The sequence below is a fragment of the Mycobacterium sp. RTGN6 genome (assembly GCF_033804605.1).
In the GTDB taxonomy this organism is placed as follows: Bacteria; Actinomycetota; Actinomycetes; order Mycobacteriales; family Mycobacteriaceae; genus Mycobacterium.
Window position 1 is genome coordinate 14,199 of the sequence record NZ_JAPZKZ010000011.1, and the last position, 26,855, is coordinate 41,053.

Below are 26,855 nucleotides of genomic sequence, written 5' to 3' on the forward strand. Positions count from 1 at the left end.
GTGGCCGGCCAGGACGTGTGGGCGATGCGCGCAGGCGCGCGCGCCGCGTTCCGGCGGCGCAACCTCGGATTCGTGTTCCAGTTCTTCAACTTGGTGCCAATGCTGACCGCAGTCGAGAACGTGTCGTTGCCACTGGTGCTCGACGGGATGCCGACCCGATCAGCGGACGCACGCGCCGAGGAGTTGCTGCAACGGGTCGGGCTCAGAGACCGGGCCCGATACCGGCCGGCCGAACTGTCGGGCGGACAGATGCAACGGGTGGCGGTGGCGCGTGCGTTGGTGGCCCGGCCGTCCATCATCCTCGCCGACGAGCCGACCGGAAACCTGGACAGCCATTCGTCGGCCGAGGTCTTGGATCTGTTGCGGTCGCTGTCAGACGAAGACGGCGCGGCGGTCGTGATGGTGACACACGACCGAATTGCGGCGGGCTACGGCACCCGCGAAGTGCACCTTGTTGACGGGCGTGCGTACGCCGTCGACGCCGCGACGCCTATCGCGGAGCGGTGATGCATCCGCTGCGCCGAATGGATGTCTTTCCGGCGGATCCACCTCGCCGCGTTGATCGCCGACTGGCCCCGCATTGTATCTGTGGTCGCTGGGCTCACCTGTGTACTACGGCATCAAGATCGAGTGGGGTCTGCTTGGGCTGCCACTACGAACCGGAGTGGCAGCCGTGACCGTGCCCGTCTTCGCGGCGGCGGTGTACCCAGGTATCCATTCGCGGTACCCAGGTATCCATTCGCGACGGTTGGAAACGGCCAAGGTTCTACGAAGCAGTTGACGCGCGTTTGCCAATCATCGAGTCGTGTGCTGACGCGAATGAGCCGGTGCGACCGTCACAACTACGGGTTGGACCGGGTGCAGGGTCACGTCACCGCGCACTCGCAAGGGTCCCGTCTGTACCGCGTCTACGACGACAGATTGCGCGAAAACGGCCAGCACGAGCGTCATCTCCAAAAAGGCCAGACTCGCGCCAAGGCAGATGCGGCGGCCGGCGCCGAATGGGAGGTACGCATACCGCGGATAGGTGGATGCGCTGTTCGGCAGGAATCGTCTCGGGTCGAATCTTTCTGGGTCGGGCCAAAATTCGGGAATGCGATGCAGAAGGTACGGCGAGAGTGCGATGGTATCGCCGGCAAAAACCTGGACACCCGAGATGTGGTCATCTTCTGCGGCGTCGCGGATTATGTAGCAACCGGGCGGATAGAGCCGCAACGCCTCGTTCACCACCGCCTGTGTCCACGGCAACGAGTCGACGTCGGTCGCTTGTGGGTCCCGGCCCGCCAACACGTCGTCGACTTCGGCAATCATTCGCTCGTATGCAGCGGGATTTCGCGACAGTAGCGCCAGCGTGAAGGTCAGTGCATGAGTTGTGGTCTCATGGCCGGTGAGAACCAAGGTCATCACCTCATCCTGAATCTCCGCGCGGGATAGCGGTTGCTCATCCTGTCCGGCGGCTAGCAGCAGGTCGAGAAGATCGCTGGGTTCGTCGTGGGGCGCGCGGATGCGGGCGTCGATGATGCGGGCTACCAACGAATTCAGCGTCTGCGAGGCTTCTCCCAACGCAGGCGCGATGCGGGTAGCGACGGCGCGAATGCGCTCAGGTGATAGGAAAGCCAGGTGGATCGCCGCGGCGCGCAGCGCCATCGAGCTCTGCAGTCGCGTCTCAGCTCGGCCGACCATCGCGGCGTCGCTCGAGAGATCCATCCCAAACAGCGCTCGTCCGATGACATCCATTGTCAGCGCACGCATCTCGACGGCGATGTCGATACGGGTGCCCGGCACCCACTGCGCGAACCGCTTTCGGGCAGCATCAACGATGGTGGGTGCGAACGATTGCATGTGGCGGTGGCTGAACACCGGTTGCACCAGCCTGCGGTGGCGCTGCCAGACCGCCCCCTCAGCAGTAAGCAGGCCGTCACCGAGGAACGCCTTGAGCGGCCGAGCGATGAAGGTCCTCACGTACTGGTCCTGGTGTTTGAGGAGGACGTGCTCTGCGTATTCGGGTCGATCGAGCAGGAAGAAACTCCGATTGCGGCTCAGCGGTACTCGCACCGTGTCCCCGTAGGTGCGCCGGAGCACGCCGTACGTTGCTAGTGGGTCCCACAACATCTGCGCCCAGTAGCGCAGCACGTTCATGCCCGACGGCCCGGGCGGTACGGGTGCGGTTCGGATATCGCCCAACCCACGCCTCATGATTGCCGTTCCTTCCCCGATGTCTTGGTGCAACGGCGACCACCGGAATAGGTGCAACGCCTCAAGAGGAATCGTCGCTTCAGGAGGGCATTACGAACCCAGTAGTGCGCCACTGCAATATGCCGGGTTTCGTAGCGGCACTACTTAGATGCGTCTTACCTGCCGCTCCTTGAGGCAAACCAGCGAGGAACGGCGTCTATTGACCTCGGTCTAAGCGATTGCGTACGACAAGGGCAAGATCGGGCTTAAGTAGTACCGCTGGAAATCGGGCGACATTGCAGTGACGCGCTACTGCGCTCGCCATCCCCGCACGAGACCACGATTTCAGTTGTGGAGCGTGGCGCCTATTCCGATGGTCGTCGTTGCACCAGGAAATCGCGGAAGGGAGGATGATGGGTGAGGCAAGCACATCGGTCGCATCCGACGGCATCAGCGTTGACCGGCCTTCGCCGACCAGTCAATCCGATCCCCTGGCCGTCCTTAGCCATATACGGGATCCGCATGACTTGCAGGTATTGTCGCGCGATGAGTTGACGAGACTCGCAGATGAGATCAGGGCATTCCTCATTGAAAAGGTGTCGGTCTCAGGGGGACATCTCGGTCCGAACCTTGGTGTCGTCGAGTTGACCATCGCCCTTCATCGGGTATTCGAATCACCGCGCGATGCATTGATATTCGACACCGGTCATCAGGCATACCCGCATAAGCTTCTGACGGGCCGCCAAGACGACTTCGACCAATTGCGGGCCTCAGGCGGCCTGTCGGGGTACCCGTCGCGGGCAGAAAGCGAGCACGACTGGGTCGAGTCTTCGCATGCATCTGCAGCGCTTTCCTACGCGGACGGGTTGGCCAAGGCATTCGAATTGACCGGCAGTAAAGATCGCCGCGTGGTCGCGATCGTCGGTGACGGCGCGCTCACCGGTGGAATGTGTTGGGAGGCAATGAACAACATCGCTGCCGGCAAGACCCGTCGTGTCATTGTCGTCGTCAACGACAACGGCAGGTCTTATGCACCAACGATCGGCGGACTTGCCGACCATCTGACCAGCTTGCGGACGCATCCCGGTTATGAGCGGTTCCTGGCCTCAGTCAAGAGGGATCTGACCAAGCTGCCGATACTCGGACGTCCCACCTATTCGGTACTGCACGCGGTAAAGGCAGGATTGAAGGATGCTTGGAGTCCGCAGAAATTGTTCGCGGATTTGGCGATCAAGTATCTCGGCCCGATCGACGGACACGATATTTTCGCGCTGGAGAAGGCCCTGCGTAAGGCAACGGATGTGTGCGGGCCAGTCATCGTCCACACGGTGACCCAGAAAGGAATGGGATACCGCCCGGCGGAGCAAGATACGGCTGACCGCATGCATGCGTGCGGACCGATCGATCCTCGAACTGGCAAACCGAAGCCAGCCACCGATGCGACGCAATGGACGGACGTCTTTGCCAGTGAACTGCTCCAATGGGGTACGCGCCGCGACGACATCGTCGCGATTACCGCCGCGATGCCGCGCCCGACCGGGTTGGCGACATTCGGAACGCGGTTTCCGAACCGGATGTTCGATGTGGGGATCGCAGAGCAACACGCTGTTACGTCCGCGGCGGGGCTGGCGCTCGGCGGCATGCATCCAGTGGTTGCCATCTATTCAACGTTTCTGAACCGCGCCTTCGACCAAGTGATGATGGATGTCGCACTGCTGAATTTGCCTGTGACATTCGTTCTGGACCGGGCAGGCATAACGGGGCCCGATGGGGCCAGCCACAACGGCGTGTGGGATTTGTCGCTGCTGGGCATGGTGCCTGGCATGTGAGTCGCCGCCCCACGCGATGCCGCAGCGCTCCGCGAACTGTTCGGCGAGGCGCTCGGTGTCGATGACGGTCCGACCGCGATCCGGTTCCCGAAGGGATCGGTGGGTGACAATACCGAAGCTCTGGAACGAGTCGAGGGCGTCGATATACTTTGCCGCCCAAAGGATCCAGATGTTCTGTTGGTCGCGGTCGGGCCGATGGCGTCGGTCGCGCTGAGGGCGACGGCGACACTGGCGAGGCGTGGCGTGGCCGTCGTGGTGGTGGATCCTCGGTGGGTGCTTCCAGTGCCGGAGCAAGTGGTGAAGCTTGCTGGCAATGTGCGCCTGGTAGTAACACTGGAAGAGTCGGGGCTACACGGCGGGGTTGGGTCGGCCGTGGCGGCCCGGATGCGCGAGGCGCGGATCGACACACCGGTGCGCAGTGTCGGTGTGCCGCAACGATTCCTCGCTCACGCCTCGCGCAGCGCAATTCACGCCGACCTCGGCCTAACGGCCGCCGACCTGGTCACCAACATTAGTTTCTGGGTTCAGCGGCTAGCTGACGTCGACGCGAACCGGGGCGAATGACGATGCGCAGCAGTGCGCAGGGTTTTGCGGTCGTGTGCGTATACGTGGTGATCAGCCGGATCGAATCCATGGTCATGGGCGCGCTCCTTGGCCAGCGGTGTCGAGAGCGCTGAGCTGGAATTGCATTGCGAGGACCCGCATGGCATCGGCATCACGGGGTGGCAGCCGTTCCACGGCCCCGAAAACCAGATGGTCGGCGATCATCATGCGCCGCACTTGGGTCTCCGGCAGTTCGCCGGTCAGTGGTTCTTCCGGCAGGGCTCCGACGAGGGCGAAGGTGGTGCCGACGAGAAGCGGGCCCATTGAGGGCGACATCGAGCGCAGGTCACCCAGACCGAGGATCTCCGCGGCCAGGCCCGACCCGGTAGCGAGGCCAGCCTCGGCAACGGGCTTGGGCGACGCAACCAGCAGCTGGTGGATAGCCCCGTCGGCGGAACGCCGCACCCGCTCCAGCATCGAGGCCCAGCGAACCGGTGAGCGGGCGGCCAGCACTGCCGCTGCCAGCTGCAGTCTTCGCCGGTAGGGCGCCGGCGCCCCGACGGCCGTGCACAAGAACGCGGTGGTGGTGATGGTCATATAGGCCATCGCCGCCCGGGCGCCGCGACTGGGGGTGCTCGGGCCGACCCGGGCCAGCAGGGCGAAGCTGCCCAGCGCGGGGGCCAGCAGGCGCAGCATCACCGTCCGTGTCAGTTCCTCGCGGTCGGCGGCGCCGTACAGCGCCAGTTCGCCGCCGCGCAAGTCGTTGGCCAACTGGGCCGTGACGCCGATGCATCCGGCCAGCTCACTTAAATCGGCCTCCGCACAGGCATCTTCGGCGACCAGTGAGCAGACGTATAGCATCACCCGCCCGAGCACGCCCTCGCCGTAGGCGGTCCGTGGCAGCGCGGAATCGAGGTTGTGGGCCATCACTTGGCCGACATCGACCAGCATTCGGCCGACCCGTTTGCGACCCTCGCAGGGCAGCGCCAACAGCAGCGCCCGCACGTCGCGGATGCGCTCGACCAGCACCAGGTCGACCGCCTCGCTGTCGCGGACGGCGATCGCCCGCGGTGGCGATGGCGGCGTGTCGGTGTCGCCGTTCAGGTAGTCCACGGCGGTCACGACGGCGCCGCGCGCCCGCGGGCGGTCGCTCAAGTCTTCGTAGACGTCGAGCACCCGGCAAGCCAGCAGGGCGGCGGTGGCTTCGGCCCGTAGGTCCGCAGGAAGGAAACCGGCTGCGATGCCGCAGTTTCGGGCCGCCGGCGTTAGCGCCAGCCTGGCCAGCTCATCCGGTGACCGGGCTGCCCGCATCGCGGCCAAGTCAGGTGTGCGGCGCAGGTATCTCAGCCCAACGGCTAGGATGCCGAGCCGCCCCGCGCTCATCGGGAGATCACCCGCGCCGAGAGTGCGCGCAAGTGCTCACGCGCTGAGGAGGGCGGGAACACGTCCATTGCCCAGCGGGCCGTCTCGGCGGCGCGGACGGCGACGGCACGGGCAGCTCGGGTGGCCCCGCTGTGCACCAGATCGGCCTGCAGGTCGGCACTGGAAGTCAGCCCGGAGAGCCACATTTCACAAGAACCAGGCCGCATGGCCAGCCATTCGATCACCGGCCAGGTCGGTATCCGGCGGTTGAGGTCGCCGCCGGCCTCCTTGCCCAGTGAGGGGCTGCCCTCGACGTCGCGGACATCATCCATGATCTGAAAGGCGAGGGCGAGTTGGTCTGCGTACCTCATCAGGGCGGGCAGCCGTTCGTGGTCGATTCCCCCCGCAGTGCCGCCGTACGAGCAGGCCAGCCGGAACAGGGTGCCGGTCTTCGCGCCGGCCACGAGCTCATAATGCCGGCGCAAGGCGGCGGCGTCGACGGCGGGCGGTAGGCTCTCGACGAGCTGGCCGGCGGAGAGGTCGGAGATCCGGTCGAGATATGTGACGCCCGGGACCTCACCGAGCCGCGCGAACACCGCCGGATTGTCGGCCAGCACTCGCGCGAGCACCTGTAAAGCCTTGCCGGCCAAATGAAATCCCGCCCGGGCCGCGCTGCGAACGCCGAACGCGGCGGGTACGGACGGCGCATCGCGCCGCAAGAGCGAACCGTCGCAGATGTCGTCGTGCATGAGCGACGCCTCGTGGAACATCTCCATCGCACAGGCCACGTCGACGGCGTCGCGCAGCGGCACCGCGGCGGCCTCGGGCAGCAGACGGGCGCAGGCCAGCGCCATTCCGGCCCGGACCCGTTTACCGGGAACGGCCAGAATGTGGCGGTAGATGGCATCGAAACTGCCACCGCTGATAAGGACTTCGTGCAGCCGATCGGCGACCAGGGTCAATTGATCGTATGGGCGGGTCAGCAAAAGTCGGTCAACGCTGAGGGCGTCGGACGCGACGGATGTGCTTGCCTCACCCATCATCGTCCCTCCCGCGGTGTCCCGGCGAAACGACGGCCACCGGATCCGGTGATTCTCGCTCCACAACGGAAATCGTGGCTGCCGCGTATCGCGACGAGAGCAGTAGCGCGCCACTGCAATCTCGCCCGGTCTCCGGCGGTACTACTTAGGTCACGGTCGTGAGCTGGGTCGTAGTGCTATCCACCCGACAGTGACTCAGCTCATGTCGCGATCGGCACCGCGAATTCTTTCTTTCGAAGGCCAAAACACTCGCGGAATCGTCAAGTTCGACAGTGCTCCCGACCCTCACATCGCCCCGGCCCAGGCGATGTGTCCTTCGAAGCCAAGCGATTCCGCCATCGCGCGATAGCGCCCCACCAAGTCCCGGTATTCGACGTCGTCGCCGCGCGCGCGGGCTTGCAATGCACGTAGTCGCAGCAGCGTGATCTCGAGAATTGCCGAATCTTGTTCGGCCCGCAGATCCGTCAACCAGCCGATCGCCTCTTGGGCTTCGGCCAGGTCGCCCTCGGCGTCACGCTCCAGCAGCGTCTCCACCAGAACGCTGGTGTTCCAAACGCCATACCCGAGCCGTCCTGCCAGCTGCATCTCGTTCGCGGCTTTGCGCATCACCGGGATGGCACTATCGCGGTCGCCGCGCCTGGCCGTTTCCCGGGCGACGCACGTCTCGATGACCGGGAGCAGGAAGAGACCACGCGCGCGCAGCACCGTGTCGCGGACCTGCACCATCATCTCCAGCCCCCGGTGACGGTCGGCTGGGGTGTCCCGATTCAGCAGCGCAATGCCCAGCGTGTACTCGGCCAAACCCACAGCGAGATCGCTGGATTCCGCGGCGGTCTGCACCGCCTCCTCGAAGACACGCAGTGCGGAGTCATCGACCCGAGGCACCCCGTAAAGCATCGAGTTACCGTAGGTCCAGGCGAGGACACAGGCGAGGGTGCCCGGATCGCTGTCTCGCGCCATCGCGATGGCGTCGTGGAGGTCCTGCCGCCACCCGGGACCGCCCAGCCACCACCGAGCCGTGCCGCGCCATGCCAACGCGGCCGCCACCGGTGATCCGAGACCGAAGCCGGCGCCCTTGGCGGGGTCGCCCTCGGCCAACTCGACGGCGGTCTGCGACCAGCGCAAGAGCTCGCCGAATTCACCGGCATCCCACCAGTTGCAGAATGCTACGAAGGCCAACCCCACAGTCAGGGTGGGATCGCCGATCGATTCCAGCAGCACCATTTGTTCGGATGCCAGCCGCGAACCCTCCCCAGCGCGTCCGGCGTAGAGGAGTTCGGTGGCCAGCCCGGTCATGGCAATGGCCAGCGAGACCTTGTCCCCGGCTGCCGCGCACAACTCCCGCAACTCCGCGAAGCGGTCCCGGCTTTCGTGGACTGCCCCGAACCCGACGGTGGCGCACAGCATGGTCCGCGGGGCGATGCGCATCGACAGCTGGTCTGGGTACTCGGCAGGCAGCGTGTCGGCGATCTGGCGTGCCCGCTCCCAACTGACCCGGGCGGCGCTGGGATCACGGTCGATTGACCACGCGGCGGCACGCATCTGCCAGCCATAGGCGGCGGGCAGCTCGTCGGCGGCCTGCAGATGTTCGGCGATCAGCGCCGCGTTGTCCTCCACCGAGCCGGGCGCACGCTCTTGGATCTCGGTGGCCAGGCGCAGGTGCATTTCGGCGCGATCCGATTTCAGCTGCGATTCGTAGGCCACCGCGCGGATCAGGGGGTGGTGGAAGGCGTATTCGGCGCTGGGGGTGAACCGCACCTGATCGATCAGATCGACACTGAGCAGCTCGTCGAACTCCGGATCGATGCCCAGCGCGGCGAGCAGGTCAGCCCCGAAGCGGGCGCCAATTACCGACGCCGCGTTGAGCGTGCGCTTGGCCGCTGTGGTCAGTCGGTCGATGCGCGCCTCAATGGCCGCCTGCACCGTGGCCGGCACTGCGACGTCGGCGACATCCGTGAGACACACGTAGCTCCCGCGGTCGCCTTCCAGCACGCCGCGGGTAGCCAACTCGCGCACGATCTCCTCGGCGAAAAACGGGTTCCCCGCCGCCCGCTCGGCGACGATCGCCGCCAGCTCGCCGACCGAAGGATCCGCACCCAGCAGCTCACCCAGCAGCTCCGTCGTGTCCGAATCAGCCAGTGGGGCAAGGGCTATCGTCTGCGCACCGCGCACCCGCGTCAGTGCCCCCTCATACTCCGGGCGCGACGTGATCAGGACCATCGACGGGGTGCGTGGAACCACCGTCAGGAAGTCGGCCAGCATCGACTCACTGACCGCGTCGATCCAGTGCGCGTCCTCGATGATGAACAGAGACGGCTCGGTGCGGGTCAGCATTGTCGCGTTCACCAGCGCGGTCAACCGGCGCCGCCGCGCATCCGGGTCGACCTGGGGCAGCGCAACCTCGGGGTCGGCAATAGCGAGCAGATCATCAAGCAGCAACCGATCTTGCGGGTCGGCATCAGGCACATACGCCCGCAATCCAGCGCGGGCGGCTTCGCCGTCCAGGTCAGCCACCCCGCTGCCCGCCCGCAGCAGGCGGGCTATCGCACCGAAGGGGACGTCACGGGTATGCCACTCGCAGAAGGTCCAAAACACTTCGACCCCGCGACCGGCCGCTAGCGCCGCAGCTTCCCGCGCCGCCCGGGACTTGCCGATGCCGGGCGGCCCCACCACGTTCACCACACCGCCGTGGCCACCGATCGCGCGGTCCACCATGGCGTCAAGGGCCGCCATCTCCCAGCCCCGACCCACTAGGCTCGCGTCGGCGCGCCCGACCAGGCCATCGCGCGCGCCGATCGCCACCAGTCGGCGCGCGGGCACTGGTTGGTCGGCGCCCTTGATGCGTACTTGGTCCGGTTCGGCCAGCATCACGGTGTGCTCGACCAGCCTCGCGGTCGACTCCGACAGCATCACGCCGCCCGGCGGGGCCACCGATTCCATCCGCTGGGCGAACCCGACGGCCGCGCCGGTCGCGGTGTACCCAAGCGATCCCGAGCCGATGACCCCGGCGATCACCCGGCCCGAGTTCAGGCCCACCCGCAACCGCAGATCCACACCATCGCGGTTTTGGACCTCGACGGCGAGCCGCTTCGCTTCATCCTGAATCGCCAAGGCTGCGAGACAGGCACGAAAAGCGTGGTTCTCCAACGCAACTGGGGCGCCGAAGATTGCCATTAGCCCGTCGCCGGTGTGTTCGACGGCCCCGCCGCCGTAGCGTTGCGCCACCGCAGCTGAGCGCTCCAGCAGTTCGGTCATGATTTCACGCAACCGCTCTACATCCACGGCGGCCGCGAGGTCCATTGACCGCACCACGTCGGCGAACAGCACCGTCACCTGCTTGTACTCCGCTGGATCAACCGAAGCCACCAACTGCGACCCGCACATGTCGCAGAATCGGGCGCCGCGCTGTGGTGCGGAGCCGCACGACCGGCACACTGCCGTTGCCGACGGCTCGGAATCCCCGGCCAAGTCCGCGTCCTCCACTGACCTACTGATGCGCCAAGCGTATGACGTTTCGCGCATTTGCGGATAGCCGATATTGCCGCACGCGAAAAAAACGTGTGCTCGACGGGACGGCGCCAGGCAACTTACGGTCCATCCGTGACGAATACGGGACCCCTGGCCGGGGTGAAGGTCATCGAGCTCGGCGGCATCGGGCCGGGCCCACACGCGGCGATGATCCTCGCCGACCTCGGTGCCGACGTGGTGCGCGTGCGTCGCCCTGGTGGGCTGCAGATGCCACCCGAGGACGTCGACCTGCTACACCGGGGCAAGCGCGTCGTCGACCTCGACGTCAAGAACCAGCCGCAGCTGCTGCTGGACCTCGCCGCCAAGGCCGACGTGTTGCTGGACTGCTTTCGGCCCGGCACCTGCGAGCGGCTCGGCATCGGGCCCGACGAATGCGCGGCCGTCAACCCACAGCTGATCTACGCCCGCATCACGGGGTGGGGTCAGGATGGTCCGCTCGCGCAGACCGCGGGCCACGACATCAACTACCTGTCACAGACCGGCGCGCTGAGCGCCATCGGCTATCGCGACCGTCCTCCGGTGGCGCCGCTGAACCTCGTCGCTGACTTCGGCGGAGGGTCGATGTTCGTGTTGCTCGGCATCGTCGCGGCGCTCTACGAGCGTGAGCGCTCCGGGCTGGGGCAGGTGATCGACGCGGCGATGGTCGACGGGGTCAGCATCCTCGCGCAGATGATGTGGACGATGAAGGCGACCGGCTCGCTGAAGGATCAGCGCGAGTCGTTCCTGCTCGACGGCGGTGCTCCGTACTACCGCAGCTACGAGACGTCGGACGGTGCGTACATGGCGGTCGGGGCCATCGAGCCCCAGTTCTTCGCGCAATTGCTCGACGGGCTCGGACTGTCGCCCGACGAGGTGCCCAACCAATTCGAGCTCGGTCGCTACGACGAAATGAAGGCGATCTTCGCCGCCCGGTTCGCCAGCCGGACGCGCGCGGAATGGGCCGAGGTGTTCGCCGGGACGGACGCGTGTGTGACGCCCGTGCTCAGCTGGACCGAAGCCGCAGGTAACGAGCACCTGAACGCGCGCGGGACGCTGACGACGGTCGACGGCGTCCAGCAGGCCGCGCCCGCACCGCGGTTCTCCCGCACGCCGGCCGGGCCCGTGGGCGCACCGCCGAAATCGACCTCGTCGCTCGATGAAATCGACTGGTAATTGACAGAATGTACGAATTAGCTAAGAAATAGCCTGCGCGAGGCTGGAGAATAGTACTACCTTTGCTCTTATGGCAGTGCGAGCGTCGAAGGAAATGGTTTTCGACGCCTCGCCGGAGGCGATCCTCGATGAGCTCGCCGACATCGACGAGGTGCCGTCGTGGTCAACGGTGCATCGCGCCGTGGAAGTGCTCGATCGTCACCCCGATGGGCGACCTCATCACGTCAAGGCCACGGTGAAGATCATGGGCATCACCGACAAGGAGCTTCTGGAATATCACTGGGGCCACGACTGGGTGGTCTGGGACGCGTCGAAGACTTTCCAGCAACGCGGCCAACACGGTGAATACAACCTGACGCGCGTGGGCGAGCAGACGCGGGTGCGGTTCGACATCATCGTCGACCTGGCCGCGCCCATCCCGGAGTTCCTGATCAAGCGCGCCAAGAAGATCGTGTTGGACGTCGCGCTCGACCGGCTGCGGTGCCGGGTGACGCGCAACCACGGCTGACGCCCACAGGTCTTGCGCGCATGGTGAGTGAAAGGGAATGTCCGCGCGGCCCGTGCGGGTTGTCGCAGACATGCCCACCGGAGTAGTCCTTCATCGCAGCGCCACGGCCGACAACGCGGTCGACGACGTCATCGGCCAGGCCCGCCAGGCCTTCGCCGCCGGAGTCCGGCAGATCTGGCTGGCCCAGCAGTTCGACCACGACGCGATCTCGCTCGCCGGGCTCGTCGGCGCCGCGGTGCCCGGGCTCGGCGTCGGAACCTTCGTCGTCCCGATCAATCCGCGGCACCCGCTCGTCGTCTCGTCGCTGGCGCAGACCGCACAGGCTGCCTCGCACGGGAACTTCAGCCTCGGCCTTGGGCTCGGCGCGCACGGCCCCGAGCATCAGGCCTTCGGTACGTCGTGGCCGAATACCGTTGCACGGCTGCGGGAACACTTGACGGTGCTCCGGTCGATCTTCGACACCGGCGAGGTGAGCTTTCACGGAACGGAGCTCACCGCAGCCCCAGAATGGCCCGTCGCCCTGCCCGGCGGCACGCCGATTCCGTTGTACGTGGCGGCCATGGGCCCGAAGGCGCTGCAGGTGACCGGCGAGCTCGCCGACGGCACCCTGCCGTATCTCGCCGGGCCGCGCACCATCGCCGAGTTCATCGGGCCGACCATCCGCAAGGCCGCCGCGGACGTGGGTCGCGCCGAGCCGCGCGTCATCGCGGCCGTGCCGGTGTTGGTGACCGACGGCGTCGACGCGGGCCGTACGTTCGCCGCCGACGTGCTGTCGTTCTACGCGACGATCCCGTCGTACCAGAAGGTCATCGCGCGGGAGGGCGTGGGCAACGTCGCGGAACTGGCGGCGGTCGGCCCCGCCGACGCGGTGCGCAAGCAGTTGCGCCGCTATGTCGACGCCGGAGCGACGGACCTCGTGCTCAGCCCCCTGCGGGGCACCGAAGACGTTGGTCGGCAGGCCCTTTGGGAGCTCGCCGCGTCGCTCTGACTACTTCAGTACCTGCAACCGCTTGATGGCCTCTTCCATGGTCTCGTCACGCTTGCAGAAGGCGAAGCGCACCAGGTGATTCCAGTCACCGAGGTGCCCGGAGCCGGGATCGCAGAACGCCGACATCGGAATCGCCGCCACCCCCGCCCGCTCGGGCAACTCGGCGCAGAACGTCGAACTGTCGGCGTAGCCCAGCGGCCGGGGGTCGGCGCATAGGAAGTAGGTGCCGAAACTGTCGTGCACCGCGAAGCCGATGTCGCTCAGCGCCGAGGCGAGCCGGTCGCGCTTGGCCTGGAACGACTCTCGCAGCGCAGCCACCCACGCGTCCTCGGTATCGAGCGCGGTGGCCACCGCGGGCTGAAACGGTGCGCCGCCGACGTAGGTGAGGAACTGCTTGGCCGCCCGCACCCCTGCGATGAGTTCGCTTGGCCCGCAAGCCCATCCGATCTTCCATCCGGTGACGTTGAACATCTTCGCCGCACTCGAGATGGTGACCGTGCGCTCGGCCATCCCCGGATAGCCCGCCAGCGGACGGTGCTGCTTGCCGTCGAATACCAGCTGTTCGTAGACCTCGTCGGTGATCACCAGCAGGTCGCGGGCCACCGCGAGCTCGGCGATGGCGGACAGCTCCGCGTCGGAGGCGACCATCCCGGTGGGGTTGTGCGGTGAGTTGACGATGAGCGCGCGCGTGCGCGGGGTGACGGCGCGGGAGAGGGCGTCGACGTCGATGGCGAAGCCTGCGCCCGCGGTGATCATCGGCACGGCCACCCGGTGGCATCCGGCCATGGCGATCACGGGGGAGTAGGAGTCGTAGAACGGCTCGATGACCAATACCTCGGAGCCGGGTTCGACGAGCCCGATGACCGACGCCGCGATGGCCTCCGTCGCGCCGACCGTGACGAGCACCTCGGTATCGGGGTCGTAGGTGATGCCGAAGCGCCGCAGGCGTTGGTTGGCGATGGCCTCTCGCAGCGCAGCGATGCCGGGCCCGGGCGGGTACTGGTTGACGCCGTCGGCGATCGCCTGCTCGGCCGTCTTCAACATCAGGTCGGGGCCGTCCTCGTCGGGGAAGCCCTGCCCCAGGTTCACCGCGCCGATGCGCGCGGCCAACGCCGACATCTCGGCGAAGATCGTCGTCGCATACGGCTGCAGCCTCGAGACCGTCATGGGTGTCGAGCCTAGGGCCCGCCGTTCGGCGTCGCCGCAGCAGAGGAGGCGCCGGCCCGCCCGCCCAACCACCCGGTTGGGAGGGGCTGTTACGCTGCGGGTACAGGGGTCCTCACATCTGACATCCGAACCACCACGAAGAGGAATTCACCATGTCCGAAGAAGCCTTCATCTATGAGGCCATCCGCACGCCGCGAGGCAAGCAACGCAACGGCTCGCTGAACGAGGTCAAGCCACTGGATCTGGTGGTCGGGCTGATCGACGAGCTACGCACCCGCAACCCCGATCTGGACGAGAACCTGATCAGCGACGTCGTGCTCGGCGTCGTCTCGCCCGTCGGTGACCAGGGCGCCGACATCGCGCGCACGGCCGTCGTCGCCGCGGGCATGCCCGACACCGTCGGTGGCGTCCAGCTCAACCGCTTCTGCGCGTCGGGCCTCGAAGCCGTCAACACCGCCGCGCAGAAGGTGCGCTCCGGCTGGGACGACCTCGTGATCGCGGGCGGCGTCGAGTCGATGAGCCGCGTGCCGATGGGCTCTGACGGCGGCGCACTGTTCACCGATCCGGCCACCGGCTTCGACAACTACATCGTCCCGCAGGGCATCGGCGCCGACCTGATCGCCACCATCGAGGGCTTCTCCCGTGAGGACGTCGACGCCTACGCGGCGCGCTCCCAGGAGCTGGCCGCGGCGGCCTGGTCGGGCGGTTACTTCGCGAAGTCCGTCGTCCCTGTCAAGGACCAGAACGGCTTGGTGATCCTTGACCACGACGAGCACATGCGGCCCGGCAGCACCGTCGAGAGCCTTGGCAAGCTGAAGCCGGCGTTCGAGGGCCTGGCCGCCATGACCGGGTTCGACGACGTGGCGCTGCAGAAGTACCACTGGGTGGAGAAGATCAACCACGTCCACACCGGCGGGAACAGCTCCGGCATCGTCGACGGCGCCGCCCTGGTGCTCGTCGGGTCCGAGGCCGCGGGCAAGTCGCAGGGGCTGACCCCGCGCGCCCGCATCGTGGCGACCGCCACCAGCGGCGCCGACCCGACGATCATGCTCACCGGACCCACGCCGGCGACCCGCAAGGTGCTCGACCGGGCCGGGCTGACTGTCGACGACATCGACCTGTTCGAGCTCAACGAGGCCTTCGCGTCCGTGGTGCTGAAGTTCCAGAAGGACCTGAACATCCCCGACGAGAAGCTGAACGTCAACGGCGGCGCCATCGCGATGGGTCACCCACTGGGTGCCACCGGAGCCATGATCGCCGGAACCATGGTCGACGAGCTCGAGCGCCGCGGCGCCCGCCGCGCGTTGGTCACCCTGTGCATCGGTGGCGGAATGGGCGTCGCCACCATCATCGAGCGAGTCTGAGGGTAGGGAAAAGACATGGCAGAGAAAACGATTCAGTGGGACAAGGATGCCGACGGCATCGTCACCCTGACCTTGGACGACCCAACGGGCTCGGCCAACGTGATGAACGAGCACTACCAGGAGTCGATGCACTACGCGGTCGAATGCCTTCTCGCGGAGAAGGATTCGATCACCGGCGTCGTCATCACCAGCGCGAAGAAGACCTTCTTCGCCGGCGGCGACCTGAAGGCGATGATCAACCTGGGCCCCGAGAACGCGGGGGAGGCCTTCGACACGGTCGAGAACGTCAAGCGTGACCTGCGCGCACTCGAGACGCTGGGCAAGCCCGTCGTCGCCGCGATCAACGGCGCCGCGCTCGGCGGCGGCCTGGAGATCGCGCTGGCGTGTCATCACCGCATCGCGGCTGACGTGAAGGGCAGCGTCTTGGGTCTACCCGAGGTCACGCTGGGCCTGCTGCCAGGCGGCGGTGGCGTCACCCGCACCGTGCGGATGCTCGGCATCCAGACCGCGTTCGTCAGCGTGCTGAGCCAAGGCACCAGGTTCAAGCCGGCGCAGGCCAAGGAACTCGGTCTCGTCGACGAGGTGTTGCCGACCGTCGAGGAACTGGTGCCCGCCGCCAAGGCGTGGATCAAGGCCAACCCCGACAGCCACGTGCAGCCGTGGGACGTCAAGGGCTACAAGATGCCCGGGGGCACCCCGAGCACGCCGTCGCTCGCGGCGATCCTGCCGTCGTTCGCCTCGCTGCTGCGCAAGCAGCTCAAGGGCGCACCGATGCCTGCCCCGCGCGCCATCCTGGCCGCGGCGGTCGAGGGCGCGCAGGTCGACTTCGACACCGCCAGCCGCATCGAGAGCCGCTACTTCACGTCGCTGGTCACGGGTCACGTCGCGAAGAACATGATCCAGGCGTTCTTCTTCGACCTGCAGTACATCAACTCCGGCGGCTCCCGCCCCGAGGGCATCGGCAAGACCCCGATCACCAAGATCGGCGTGCTCGGCGCGGGCATGATGGGCGCGGGCATCGCCTACGTCTCGGCGAAGGCCGGGTTCGACGTCGTGCTCAAGGACGTCTCGATCGAGGCCGCGCAGAAGGGCAAGGCCTACTCGGAGAAGCTCGAGGCGAAGGCGCTCGAGCGGGGCAAGACCACGCAGGAGAAGAGCGACGCGCTGCTGGCTCGCATCACGCCGACGGCGGACCCGGCCGACTTCAAGGGCGTCGACTTCGTCGTCGAGGCGGTCTTCGAGTCGGTTGAACTGAAGCACAAGGTGTTTCAGGAGATCGAGGACGTCGTCGAGCCCAACGCACTGCTCGGGTCGAACACCTCGACCCTGCCGATCACCGAGTTGGCGACCGGCGTGAAGCGGCAGGACGACTTCATCGGAATCCACTTCTTCTCGCCCGTCGACAAGATGCCGTTGGTGGAGATCATCCGCGGCGAGAAGACCTCGGACGAGGCGTTGGCCCGGGTGTTCGACTACACCTTGGCCATCGGCAAGACCCCGATCGTCGTCAACGACAGCCGTGGCTTCTTCACCTCCCGCGTCATCGGCACCTTCGTCAACGAGGCGCTGGCGATGCTCGGCGAGGGCGTCGAGCCGACCAGCATCGAGCAGGCGGGTAGCCAGGCCGGCTACCCGGCGCCGCCGCTGCAGCTGTCCGACGAGCTCAACCTCGAGCTCATGCACAAGATCGCCGTCGCGTCGCGCAAGGGCATCGAGGACGCGGGCGGCACGTACGAGGCGCACCCGGCCGAGGCGGTCGTCGAGAAGATGATCGATCTCGAGCGGCCGTCCCGGTTGAAGGGCACCGGGTTCTACGAGTACGTCGACGGCAAGCGCGTCGGGCTGTGGTCGGGGCTGAAGGAGACGTTCAACTCCGGCACGTCGCAGCCGCCGCTGCAGGACATGATCGACCGGATGCTGTTCGCCGAGGCGCTCGAGACGCAGAAGTGCATCGACGAGGGCGTGCTCACCTCGACCGCCGACGCCAACATCGGCTCGATCATGGGCATCGGCTTCCCGCCGTGGACGGGTGGGTCGGCGCAGTACATCGTCGGATACCCCGGTGGCAAGGAAGGTTTCGTGGCCCGCGCCAAGGAACTGGCTGCCAAGTACGGCGACCGGTTCACGCCGCCTGCGTCGCTGACCTAGTTCGGCTGCGAAACTGCCCCGAAACAACGGAGTTTCGGGGCAGTTTCGCGTCTGGGGGCTACTCAGTCCCGCGCGAACACGTAGTGCCTAGCCGAATTCTTGCCGTTGCGGTCCATGGCCGATTCGTCGCCCTGAGCGAGCATCGTCCAGCCGTCGGTGAACCGTCGGGCCACGTCCTCGGAGGAGATACCGGGCACGACGAATAAGCCGCCGGGGACGAACGCGACGATCACCAGCCGGCAGCCGGGGGCGGCGAGGGTGGTGACCTCGCGGGCGTAGGCGTCGCGGTCCACGTCGCTCATCCCGTGCAGACACCCGTTGTCGACGATGAGCCCGAACCCCGATGCGACGCCCTCCGAACCGAGCCTGGTGGCGTCGGCCCTGACGAAGTCCACCGAGACGTCGGCCTTGGCGGCCTTCGTGCGCGCCTCCGCCAGCGGCTTGTCGACGTAGTCCACGCCCGTCACCTGCCACCCGTTCTTCGCCAGGTAGATCGCGGTGTCCCCAGTGCCGCAACCGATGTCGAGCGCGCGGCCCGGGGTCAAGGCGTCCGGGCCTTCGACGAGCCCGCGCAGCGTCGGTGACAGCGGGTGGCCATCCCACGGGGTGAAGCCCAGCCGGTACAGCACTCGGAAGAGCCGTTGCCGCGACGGCATGGTCAGAACCCGCCGAGGTCCGCCGACAGCCAGTGCTCGGGCTTCAGCCGGATGGTCACGCTCTCACCGTGCTCGCGGCGGGCGAACTCGAGATAGGCGTCGACCTGTTCGGGCAACAGGTAGCGCTTGGTCATCTCGACGAGCTGCTCGTCGACGCTGGGCTCGATCGAGCTGACGGCGCCGTCGACCGCGACGTAGCGCACGGTCGGCTCGAGCCGTTCGGCCATCAGCGAGAAGTACCCACTGGACTCGATGAGCCGGTGCTTGCGCGAGCCAGCACCCGTCAGCAGCCAGGGCTCCCCGCCGGGGGCGTACTGGTACCAGATGGGAACGGTCAGCGGGCCGCGCTGGTCGCCCGCGTACACCGAAAGCGCGCCGATGTGCGGTTCGGACAGAAACTGTTCGCGTTCTTCCTTGGAGAGTGCCATGTAACCCAGGCTAACCGCGCTAGCGATTGGCCCAGAGGCTCTCGACCCGCTGGGGAGTGGACACTGACTGCACGCTCATCGCGCCGAACGCGGCGACGACCGCCTCGCTGGGCGCGTGCGCGCCGAAGACGCCGCCCTGCATGGTGATCATGTTGAGCGCGGCCACGTGGTTGGCGTAGTCGGTGGCGCCGGTGGCATCGGAGACGACGAGGCATTCGTACCCGCGGTCGTTGGCGTCTCGCATGGTGGTGTGCACGCACACGTCGGTGGTGATGCCGGTGAACACGATGTGAGTGATGCCGTTGCTCTTGAGGATCAACTCCAGGTCGGTGGCGTAGAAGCTGCCCTTGCCCGGCTTGTCGATGACGGGTTCGCCTGGTCGTGGGGCCATCTCGGGTACGAGCTCCCACCCGGGCTCGCCGACCGTAAGGATGCGCCCGCACGGCCCGAGCGAGCCGATCTCAGCGCCGATCTGCGCCGAGCGCCAGCGCTTGTTGGCGGGCAGGTCGGACAGGTCGGGCCGGTGGCCCTCGCGGGTGTGGACGATGAACAGGCCTGCCTCGCGGGCGGCCCGCAGCACCGTCTGTGCGGGTCCGAGTGGCGTGCGAGTCAGCGACAGGTCGTAGCCCATCGCGTCGACGTAGCCGCCGTCACCGCAGAAGTCGACCTGCCAGTCGATGTTGATCAATGCCGTTCGGCCGCAGGGGATGTCGCCGTCGTACGGCCAGGTGTACGGATTGGCGGCGATGGTCACGGGGCTCATGCGGTCTCTCCACTCAGTGCGGGCAGGGTTGTGTCCGCTGCTGTATACAGTGCGGTATACGTGTCGCAACCTTGTTGAGCCGCGTGAACATCCGGTTACGTTCCGGCCTTCCTCGTCACCGAACCGGCGTCGGATAGTCGAAGACGGGCATCGAGTCGAACGCCCGCACGCCGCCGGGGTTGGCTCGGGCGATGGCGTTGCCCAGCCAGGCCGGTAGCCGCGAGAACGCCTGCGCGCCATAGGCCAACGCCCACACGCCAGCGCGCGTGTCCGGCACCAGCGTCTTGGCCGCTCGAAGGGCGAGTGCCCTGCTGTGCCGCACCGGTTCGGCCATCGCCTGCTCGTACGCGGCGAAGGCGCGGACGTGATCGCCGTCCGCGCGGGCGAGCTCGCCTGCCAACGTGTATGCGCCAACCACGGCAAGGGTGGTGCTGCCGCCGACCGCGGGACCGGGGCAGTAGCCCGCGTCGCCGACGAGCGTCACCCGGTCGCGCGACCAGCTGTCCATGCGCAGCTGTGTCACCGAGTCGAAGTAGAACGACGGAGTGTGGTCCAGATCGTCGAGCCATGTGTCGACTTCCGGTGCCATCGACCTGAATTCCGCGTCGAGGAAGGCCTTTTGGCGTTCGGCATCGCGGTGGTGGTACTCCAGTGGCTGCTCGCGCTTGAACAGGAAGACCGCCCGCGCATCCGAGAGGTGCTTGACCGTGTAGATCGCGGTGAGGCGACCGGGACTGGCGTACACGATGTTCTGGCCCTCGGGTGCCGCCGACTTTGGCACCGAAAGCACGGCGAGGTAGGCGCCGATGTAGGTGCTCAGTGCAGCCTCGTCGCCGAACGTCAGGCGCCGCACGTTCGAGTGCAGCCCGTCGGCGCCGACGACCAGGTCGAACCTGCGTGGTGGGGCCTTCTCGAAGGTCACGTCGCCGTCGGGGGAGATCGCCGTGATGGAATCGTCGAAGAGGTACTCGACGTCGTCTCGGCCTGCGTCGTAGTAGATCTCGCTGAGGTCGTCGCGCATGATCTCAGCGTGCCGGCTCGAGGTGGCGGCGAACAGCTTGCTGAGGTCGACGGCGACCGCACGATCGCCGGGCATGCGATGGATCGTCATTCGGTCGTTGCGGGTCGCGAGCTCGTTGACGCGATCCAGGACGCCCATCCGTTCGGTGATGTCCATCGCGGGTCGGAAGAGGTCGATGGCATGGCCGCCTGTCTTGCGCAGTGCCGGGGCGCGTTCGACGACGGTCACGTCGAAGCCGTACCTGGTCAGCCAATGGGCCAGGACCGGGCCGGAGATGCTAGCTCCCGAGATGAGGATGCTCATGTCCAACTCCTTACTTAACGATCGGTAAGGTGACGCTAACACTTACCGACCGTTAAGTCAGGGCTACCCTTCTAGGGTGCCCAGCAGACCGCCATCGGAGACCAAGCAGCGCATTCAGGAGGTCGCCAGGGAGATGTTCGTCGCCAAGGGCGTCGCGAGCACCAGCCTCCAGGACATCGCCGATCGACTCGGCGTCACCAAGCCCGCGCTGTACTACCACTTCGCCTCGCGGGAGGAGCTCGTCCGCAGCATCGTGGCGCCCCTCATCGAGGAGGGCGAACGCTTCATCGCGGAGCACGAGGCCTCGCGGGACAACGACGCGCGGGCGCTGCTGGAGGGCTACTTCGACTTTCACTACGCGCACCGCGCCGACCTCGTCATGCTCGTCACGGAGCTCAGCACACTCGCGGAGCTCGGCCTCGTCGACAAGGTGCTGGCCTGGCGCGACCGGCTCGGCAAGCTGGTCTTCGGGGCCCGGCCCACGCTGGCCCAATCGACGCGCGCCGTGATCGCGTTCGGCGGACTGCAGGACTGCTGTCTGCAGTTTCCCGACGCGCCTTACGACAAGCTTCGTCGCGTGACCGTCGACGGCGCACTGGCGGCGTTGGGACGCTGACGGATCACCGTGGGTGCTCGGTCAGCCACGCGTCGGTGACGCGGACGAAGTCACCCACCACGTCGGCGATCTGGGCATTGAAGAAGCCGGCGATCGCGCCCCCGAGCAACGGCACCTTGACCTCGGCCGCGGCAGTGCCTGCGAGGTGCGTCCCGTGGCCGGAGGGCGTTAGCTCCACCCGGCCGCGTCCGGATATCGGTGTTCGCAGGGCCGCGATGGTGACGTCACCGCTCAGGCCGCCGTGCACCGGACGCCACCGCTCGCGCTGTATCACCCGCAGTGCGCCAAGTCGCAGCGGGCGAAGCACTGCGGGCAGTTGGTCGCCGCCGAATCGCATCGTGATCTCGACGGTCGTGGTGCCGTCCTCATCGGTGGTCAAGGAGTCGAGTGTCGGCGCACCGACGTCGTAGTGGGCAAGCCGCGAACGCCAGTAGTCCGCGTGGGCGAACGCCCACTGGATATGGGTGACGGGGTGTGGGGACTGGGCCGAGAGGTTGATGGAACGCGGCACAGCACGGCACGCTACCGCAAATCAATTGGGCGTTGGCCAGTTCATCGACCTGCCGGATAATCCACAGGTCAGCGTGCTTCGAATATGGAGAGCCGAGTAACCGGTCAAATTACTGGCGATGAATGATGGTGCTCGAAACGACATTGCACAATGCAATTCCTGACGGCAACGACAAATCGAATGAATGCGCCAGGCTCACAGATGCGGCGGCGGCAGCTTCGTCAGATCTGGAAGCTGCGGCGGCGGCAGTTGTGTCAGGTCGGGCAGCTGGGGCGGTGGCAGCTGAGTCAGGTCGGGCAGCTGCGGCGGTGGTAGCTGGCCGAAATTCGGCTGCAGGATTATCGGGATGTCGGGCACCAACCCGAGGCCGATGCTCGGGAGTACCAGGTCGGGCATGTTGACCTGCGCCAGCGGTGGAATCCCGCTGAGCGCTGACCAATTCGGCGTACCAGACAGGTCCGACCCACCCAGCCCCGGCGGAGGCGGAAGGTGCTGGAGATTCGCGCCGACGCCCGACCACAGGTCGAGGCACTGTCCGGACTGCTCGTCGACGACGGTGTTGTCGGGGCACCGCACCCCGCACTGATTGGCGTCGACGGTGTATCCGGTGTTGCCTGCGTCTTCGCAGTCAGCGCGACTGATTGCGGGAACGACCACGACGCTGAACGCCATCGGAGCGAGCGCCACCGCCGAACTGGACACAAGCATCAGCAGAATTTGGCGAACGCGAACCGTCATGAGAGTCCCTTGGAAAATATCGAAATCAATGAATTCATGCGAGTGTAGACAATTGCGTCCGCGTCCGCTGCTTTACCTAATTAGCCAGCGTATTTGGCGGCCGTGGGAATTTCGTGTAAAGAGCCGGGCGCTCGGCTGGCGGTGCTGGATCGTTCGGCCGGGCTTAGAGTGAGAACTCGTGCGCTTCGGACTCTTCATCCCACAAGGTTGGCGACTCGATCTGGTGGGCATCCCCACCGCAAGCCAGTGGGGGGTGATGAGCGAGCTCGCGACCTACGCCGACGGCGGCGCCTGGGACTCGCTGTGGGTCTACGACCACTTCCACACGGTGCCGGTGCCCACCGACGAGGCCACCCACGAGGCTTGGTCGTTGATGGCCGCGTACGCGGCGACGACGTCGCGGATCAAGCTCGGCCAGATGTGCACCGCGATGAGCTACCGCAATCCCGTCTACCTGGCCAAGGTGGCCGCCACCGCCGACATCATCTCGGGTGGCCGGGTGCAGATGGGCATCGGCGGCGGCTGGTACCAACACGAATGGGAGGCCTACGGCTACGGCTTTCCCTCGGCAGGCGTTCGGTTGCGCAAGCTCGACGAGGGCGTGCAGATCATGCGCGACGCCTGGCGGGACGGCCGGGTCAGCTTCCACGGCAAGGAGTATCCCGACGTCGAGGGTGCCATCGTGGCGCCCAAGCCGCTGCAGGACGGCGGCCCACCGCTGTGGATCGCCGGCGGCGGCGAGAAGGTGACGTTGAAGATCGCCGCCAAGTACGCGCAGTACACCAACTTCACCTCCGAGCCGGAGGGCTTCCGACACAAGTCCGAAGTACTCGCCGCGCACTGCAAGGACGTCGGCACCGACTACGACGCCATCGTGCGATCGGCCAACTTCAACGCCGTCGTCGGGACGTCCGAGGCCGACGTCGCCGAGCGCGTCGAGCGGATCCGCGCCCGGCAGGTCGGCGTCGCCAACGCGGAGGCCGTCGAGGGCATGCTGTCGACGATCACGTCGCCCGACTCCGCCAGCGGCACACCGGAACAGATCGTCGAGAAGCTCCAGCGGATGAAGGCGCTCGGCTGTGAGTACGCCATCCTGTACTTCCCAGAAGCCGCCTACGACCGGTCCGGCATCGAGCTCTTCGAGCGCGAGGTCATACCCGCCCTGAGCTAGCCGCCTGATACTGGGCGACGTGCCAGCCGTCGCCACCGTCGGTGAGCACCACGCCGATGTTGAGCTCCAACGGCGGCCGGTCGGTGAACGCGAACGTGGCAGCCAGGTAGCCGAGCACGACATCGTTTGTCGGCCTGCGGGTTTCGAGGACGCGATAGTCGACCGTCATGCCCAGCGGCTGGGAGTCGTAGTAGGTGGCCACCCCCGTCCGCCCGACGGTGTACGGGCGAAGGCCTTGGAAGACGGCGTCGGTGCTGAACAACGCTGCCACGCGGTCCGGCTCACGAGCGTCGATGCCCGCCTTCCACCGGTCCATGACGCTGCGCAGGAGCTGCTCGGTCGTCATCAGTGGCCGGCGCTCTGGCCGCCGTCGACGTGCAGGATCTCGCCCGTCACGAACCCCGCCTGCTCGAGGTAGAGCACGGCGTCGACGACGTCGCTGACGTCGCCCAACCGGCCCAGTGGATGCAACCCGGCCAGTGCCGCGTACGTGGCGGGGTCGTGCATGGGAGTCTTCACAACGCCGAGGGCGACGGCGTTGGCGCGAATTCCCCTGTCCGCGTATTCGATTGCCAACGCCTTGGTAGCGGCGTTGAGGCCGCCCTTCGTCAGCGACGCCAACGCCGAAGGCACCTGTGAGTTGGCGTGGTCGACAAGGCTCGTCGAGATCGTCACCACGTGGCCACCGCGGCCGGCGGGCACCATCGCCGCGAGCGCCGCCCGCGTGACGTCGAAGAAGCCGCGCAGATTGACGCCCGTGATGGCGTCGTAGTCGGCGTCGGTGTACTCGGTGAATGGCTTCGAGATGAAGATGCCCGCGTTGTTCACCACGGTGTCGATTCGCCCGAAGTGGGAAAGTGCGGCGTCGACGATCCGTTGCCCGACGCCGGGCTCGGCGATGTCACCCGGTACGACGAGCACCATCGGGTCGTCGGACTCGGTGATGGAACGGGAGTTGGCGGCGACGACGTAGCCGAGCTTGCGGTAGCCCGCTACCAGCCCTTCGCCGATGCCCTGGGAGGCACCGGTGATGAGTGCGACGCGTGGTGAGTTGGTCATGATGGATTCCCTTCTGGCGGTTGTGCTCATCGCAACGAAGTCTCAGACGGTGGCACTCCCCGCCGCCACGACCGGATTCCTCTCTGCTGAGAGGTCGAGCCTCATAGCGGCGGACCTGCACTACGCTGGCCGAATGGAGTTGCGGCAGCTGCGCTACTTCGTCACGGTCGCCGACGAATTGAACTTCGGGCGCGCCGCCGAACGGTTGCGCATCGCGGGTCCGTCGCTGTCCCAACAAATCAAATCGCTCGAGCGTGACCTCAAGGTGCAACTGTTCGACCGCGATCGCCGGTCGGTGGCGCTCACTGCGGCCGGGTCCGCGCTGCTGCCGCAAGCCCGTGCGCTGATCGGCCAGGCCGACGACCTTCGCAGGCAGGCGCTCGGGCTGTCGTCGTCGGAGCCGGTCCGGATCGGTTGCGTGCAGTGGTGCCCGACGGACTGGGCGGAACGGGCGGCCGGAGTGGCACAGGTGCACGTCGACACTTGGGTGATGCCATCGCACGCTCAGGCCGCGCGGGTGGCCGAGGGCAGCTTGGATCTCGCGATCTGCTGGGTGGAGCGCTCCGACCTGGAGGCGCTGTCACTCGAGGCGCGGTTGGTCGGCACCGATCGGCTGTACGCGCTGGCCGTGGGTGACGACACGTCACCCGTCGATGCGCGGCACACAACGGTGCTGGTCGACGCCGACGAGGCCAGCTGGTCGTCGTGGAACCGCTACGCCGAACAGTTCGCCCGCGACGCGGGTGCACCCTTGGTGCGCGTCGACGACGGCGGCGTGACGGGCTCGACGTTCTTCGACCACATCCGTCGGCTGCGCCAGCCCGTGCTCAACAATCCCAAGGGGCAGAACGACGTAACGCCCGCGGATCTGGTCCGCCGCCCAGTGGTCGGGCCGGCCCCGCTGTGGACGTGGTCGCTGGTGTGGCGGCGCGGTGAGGACAACGCCGCGGTGCGCGCCGTCATCGAGGCGTTCACCGCTGACGCAGACCGGTCGGTGCTGGACCAACCTGGGGTGTGGCTGCCGCTGGACGACCCGCATCGGGCGGTCGTCGGCTGAGCACTGCCGTTTTACAGCCGAGGCTGTGGCCCTACTGGGGCGGGTACAACGGCGGCGGCGGCGGTGAGTGCACCGGCTGGTACACCCCCGCCGGTGGTGCCGGAGCGGGTGGCGGTCCGTCGAAGTACCCGGGCGGCGGGGGGCCGCTCAATGGGTAGTACCCGGGCGGCAGCGCGGTCACGCCGGCCGGGGGGCCTTCTGACGGCGGCGGGATCGTCTCGGATCCCGGGGCGTTGGTCGAGACGTATCCGGGTGGCAGCGGTGGAGGCGGACCGGCTCCTGGGGGCGGTGCCGATCCGGGCATCATGCCCTCCGGCGTGTCCGCGTAGTTGAACGGATCCTTCGCCTGATTCCAGGCATCGCGGATGGAGCCGAGCGGGCCGTTGTTGTTCCCGTTGCCGTAGTGGGGGTTCTCCATCTCCGGCACCGGCGGCGGGCCGATGGGCGGGGGAGGTGGTGCGGCGATGGGTTCGCTGCCTGCTGGTTCCACGACGGGCTGACCCGGGGCCGCGCACGTCGGCGTCGGCGGGTTGCAAGGAGGCGCCACGGGGTCCGCGGAAGCGTGCCCTGCCAGGGCCAATGCCCCCAGCCAGATGGTCACGCCTGCGAAGGCGACGGTGGCGATGTGCATGGCTGAGCTGGCGCGGTAGCGCTGCCGTCCGGTCATGAGTTGAGTGGTGTGCTTCCTGCCATAGTCCGCGAGGACTGCTGTCGACCCGCGATTGAGG

At 66.9% G+C, this 26,855-nt stretch carries 23 protein-coding genes and 1 pseudogene; 10 read left to right on the forward strand and 14 right to left on the reverse strand.

Features of this window, described 5'->3' with window-relative positions; all coding sequences use genetic code 11:
• Entirely contained in the window at positions 1 to 507 is a 507-nt protein-coding gene (locus tag SLQ33_RS25015) for an ABC transporter ATP-binding protein (protein ID WP_319456599.1), read from the forward strand.
• A 288-nt stretch (positions 508 to 795) separates the two neighbouring features.
• On the opposite strand, the gene SLQ33_RS25020 is transcribed toward SLQ33_RS25015, so the two are convergent.
• Complete coding sequence (locus SLQ33_RS25020; RefSeq protein WP_319456600.1) at positions 796 to 2,196, reverse strand: cytochrome P450; 1,401 nt, start codon at positions 2,194 to 2,196, stop codon at positions 796 to 798.
• A 470-nt stretch (positions 2,197 to 2,666) separates the two neighbouring features.
• Here SLQ33_RS25020 and dxs point away from each other — a divergent pair.
• Positions 2,667 to 4,568 (forward strand): annotated as a pseudogene (gene dxs / locus SLQ33_RS25025) (1-deoxy-D-xylulose-5-phosphate synthase).
• A 72-nt stretch (positions 4,569 to 4,640) separates the two neighbouring features.
• Here dxs and SLQ33_RS25030 read toward each other — a convergent pair.
• The 3 genes from SLQ33_RS25030 to SLQ33_RS25040 form a co-directional block, all read right to left on the reverse strand.
• Positions 4,641 to 5,930, reverse strand: coding sequence for a hypothetical protein (locus SLQ33_RS25030; RefSeq protein ID WP_319456601.1), 1,290 nt, complete (start codon positions 5,928 to 5,930; stop codon positions 4,641 to 4,643).
• The gene (locus tag SLQ33_RS25035) at positions 5,927 to 6,871 is read right to left on the reverse strand and encodes a polyprenyl synthetase family protein (protein ID WP_319456602.1); all 945 of its coding nucleotides are present in this window, start codon (positions 6,869 to 6,871) and stop codon (positions 5,927 to 5,929) included. Before SLQ33_RS25035 ends, SLQ33_RS25030 begins: the two co-directional genes overlap by 4 nt.
• A 363-nt stretch (positions 6,872 to 7,234) precedes the next feature.
• Positions 7,235 to 10,333, reverse strand: a complete 3,099-nt coding sequence (locus tag SLQ33_RS25040; RefSeq protein ID WP_319456826.1) for an ATP-binding protein — start codon at positions 10,331 to 10,333, stop codon at positions 7,235 to 7,237.
• Positions 10,334 to 10,549: 216 nt separating this feature from the next.
• On the opposite strand from SLQ33_RS25040, the gene SLQ33_RS25045 reads away from it, so the two are divergent.
• From SLQ33_RS25045 to SLQ33_RS25055, 3 genes are all read left to right on the forward strand, one after another.
• Positions 10,550 to 11,629: a CaiB/BaiF CoA-transferase family protein gene (locus tag SLQ33_RS25045; protein ID WP_319456603.1), complete on the forward strand. Its 1,080-nt coding sequence runs from the start codon at positions 10,550 to 10,552 to the stop codon at positions 11,627 to 11,629.
• Positions 11,630 to 11,699: 70 nt separating this feature from the next.
• Positions 11,700 to 12,137, forward strand: a complete 438-nt coding sequence (locus SLQ33_RS25050) for an SRPBCC family protein (RefSeq protein ID WP_319456604.1) — start codon at positions 11,700 to 11,702, stop codon at positions 12,135 to 12,137.
• 70 nt (positions 12,138 to 12,207) lie between these two features.
• Positions 12,208 to 13,125 carry an LLM class F420-dependent oxidoreductase gene (locus SLQ33_RS25055; protein WP_319456827.1) on the forward strand — a complete coding sequence of 306 codons (918 nt, stop codon included), beginning with the start codon at positions 12,208 to 12,210 and terminating at the stop codon, positions 13,123 to 13,125.
• Here the strand turns inward: SLQ33_RS25055 and SLQ33_RS25060 are convergent, their stop codons facing one another.
• Complete coding sequence (locus tag SLQ33_RS25060; protein ID WP_319456605.1) at positions 13,126 to 14,292, reverse strand: pyridoxal phosphate-dependent aminotransferase; 1,167 nt, start codon at positions 14,290 to 14,292, stop codon at positions 13,126 to 13,128.
• Positions 14,293 to 14,444: 152 nt separating this feature from the next.
• On the opposite strand from SLQ33_RS25060, the gene SLQ33_RS25065 reads away from it, so the two are divergent.
• A complete protein-coding gene (locus SLQ33_RS25065; protein WP_319456606.1) occupies positions 14,445 to 15,656 on the forward strand; it encodes an acetyl-CoA C-acetyltransferase in 1,212 nt (403 codons plus the stop codon).
• Positions 15,657 to 15,671: 15 nt separating this feature from the next.
• Positions 15,672 to 17,804 (forward strand): 3-hydroxyacyl-CoA dehydrogenase NAD-binding domain-containing protein, encoded by a 2,133-nt coding sequence (locus SLQ33_RS25070; RefSeq protein ID WP_319456607.1) that lies wholly within the window; start codon positions 15,672 to 15,674, stop codon positions 17,802 to 17,804.
• A gap of 62 nt (positions 17,805 to 17,866) precedes the next feature.
• Here the strand turns inward: SLQ33_RS25070 and SLQ33_RS25075 are convergent, their stop codons facing one another.
• From SLQ33_RS25075 to SLQ33_RS25090, 4 genes are all read right to left on the reverse strand, one after another.
• Complete coding sequence (locus SLQ33_RS25075) at positions 17,867 to 18,460, reverse strand: class I SAM-dependent methyltransferase (RefSeq protein WP_319456608.1); 594 nt, start codon at positions 18,458 to 18,460, stop codon at positions 17,867 to 17,869.
• A 2-nt stretch (positions 18,461 to 18,462) separates the two neighbouring features.
• The gene (locus SLQ33_RS25080; RefSeq protein WP_319456609.1) at positions 18,463 to 18,888 is read right to left on the reverse strand and encodes a pyridoxamine 5'-phosphate oxidase family protein; all 426 of its coding nucleotides are present in this window, start codon (positions 18,886 to 18,888) and stop codon (positions 18,463 to 18,465) included.
• 19 nt (positions 18,889 to 18,907) lie between these two features.
• Positions 18,908 to 19,651 carry an isochorismatase family cysteine hydrolase gene (locus SLQ33_RS25085; protein WP_319456610.1) on the reverse strand — a complete coding sequence of 248 codons (744 nt, stop codon included), beginning with the start codon at positions 19,649 to 19,651 and terminating at the stop codon, positions 18,908 to 18,910.
• Between the two features lie 115 nt (positions 19,652 to 19,766).
• Positions 19,767 to 20,975: an FAD-dependent monooxygenase gene (locus tag SLQ33_RS25090; protein WP_319456611.1), complete on the reverse strand. Its 1,209-nt coding sequence runs from the start codon at positions 20,973 to 20,975 to the stop codon at positions 19,767 to 19,769.
• 76 nt (positions 20,976 to 21,051) lie between these two features.
• Here SLQ33_RS25090 and SLQ33_RS25095 point away from each other — a divergent pair, with 76 nt between their 5' ends.
• On the forward strand, positions 21,052 to 21,591 hold the full coding sequence (locus SLQ33_RS25095) for a TetR/AcrR family transcriptional regulator (protein WP_319456612.1): 540 nt from the start codon (positions 21,052 to 21,054) through the stop codon (positions 21,589 to 21,591).
• 4 nt (positions 21,592 to 21,595) lie between these two features.
• On the opposite strand, the gene SLQ33_RS25100 is transcribed toward SLQ33_RS25095, so the two are convergent.
• Both SLQ33_RS25100 and SLQ33_RS25105 read right to left on the reverse strand, forming a co-directional pair.
• Entirely contained in the window at positions 21,596 to 22,102 is a 507-nt protein-coding gene (locus SLQ33_RS25100; RefSeq protein WP_319456613.1) for a DUF2505 domain-containing protein, read from the reverse strand.
• A gap of 195 nt (positions 22,103 to 22,297) precedes the next feature.
• Positions 22,298 to 22,840 carry a hypothetical protein gene (locus tag SLQ33_RS25105; RefSeq protein WP_319456614.1) on the reverse strand — a complete coding sequence of 181 codons (543 nt, stop codon included), beginning with the start codon at positions 22,838 to 22,840 and terminating at the stop codon, positions 22,298 to 22,300.
• Between the two features lie 178 nt (positions 22,841 to 23,018).
• On the opposite strand from SLQ33_RS25105, the gene SLQ33_RS25110 reads away from it, so the two are divergent.
• Positions 23,019 to 24,011: an LLM class F420-dependent oxidoreductase gene (locus SLQ33_RS25110; RefSeq protein ID WP_319456615.1), complete on the forward strand. Its 993-nt coding sequence runs from the start codon at positions 23,019 to 23,021 to the stop codon at positions 24,009 to 24,011.
• Here SLQ33_RS25110 and SLQ33_RS25115 read toward each other — a convergent pair.
• On the reverse strand, positions 23,992 to 24,357 hold the full coding sequence (locus SLQ33_RS25115) for a hypothetical protein (protein ID WP_319456616.1): 366 nt from the start codon (positions 24,355 to 24,357) through the stop codon (positions 23,992 to 23,994). The two genes, SLQ33_RS25110 and SLQ33_RS25115, sit on opposite strands and share 20 nt — an antisense overlap.
• Positions 24,357 to 25,070 (reverse strand): SDR family NAD(P)-dependent oxidoreductase, encoded by a 714-nt coding sequence (locus SLQ33_RS25120; RefSeq protein ID WP_319456617.1) that lies wholly within the window; start codon positions 25,068 to 25,070, stop codon positions 24,357 to 24,359. The genes SLQ33_RS25115 and SLQ33_RS25120 overlap by 1 nt, the downstream gene beginning before the upstream one ends.
• Before the next feature lie 133 nt (positions 25,071 to 25,203).
• Between SLQ33_RS25120 and SLQ33_RS25125 the strand changes: the two genes are divergently transcribed.
• Positions 25,204 to 26,127, forward strand: a complete 924-nt coding sequence (locus SLQ33_RS25125) for a LysR family transcriptional regulator (protein ID WP_319456618.1) — start codon at positions 25,204 to 25,206, stop codon at positions 26,125 to 26,127.
• A gap of 31 nt (positions 26,128 to 26,158) precedes the next feature.
• On the opposite strand, the gene SLQ33_RS25130 is transcribed toward SLQ33_RS25125, so the two are convergent.
• Complete coding sequence (locus tag SLQ33_RS25130; protein ID WP_319456619.1) at positions 26,159 to 26,794, reverse strand: hypothetical protein; 636 nt, start codon at positions 26,792 to 26,794, stop codon at positions 26,159 to 26,161.
• Positions 26,795 to 26,855: the final 61 nt, after the last annotated feature.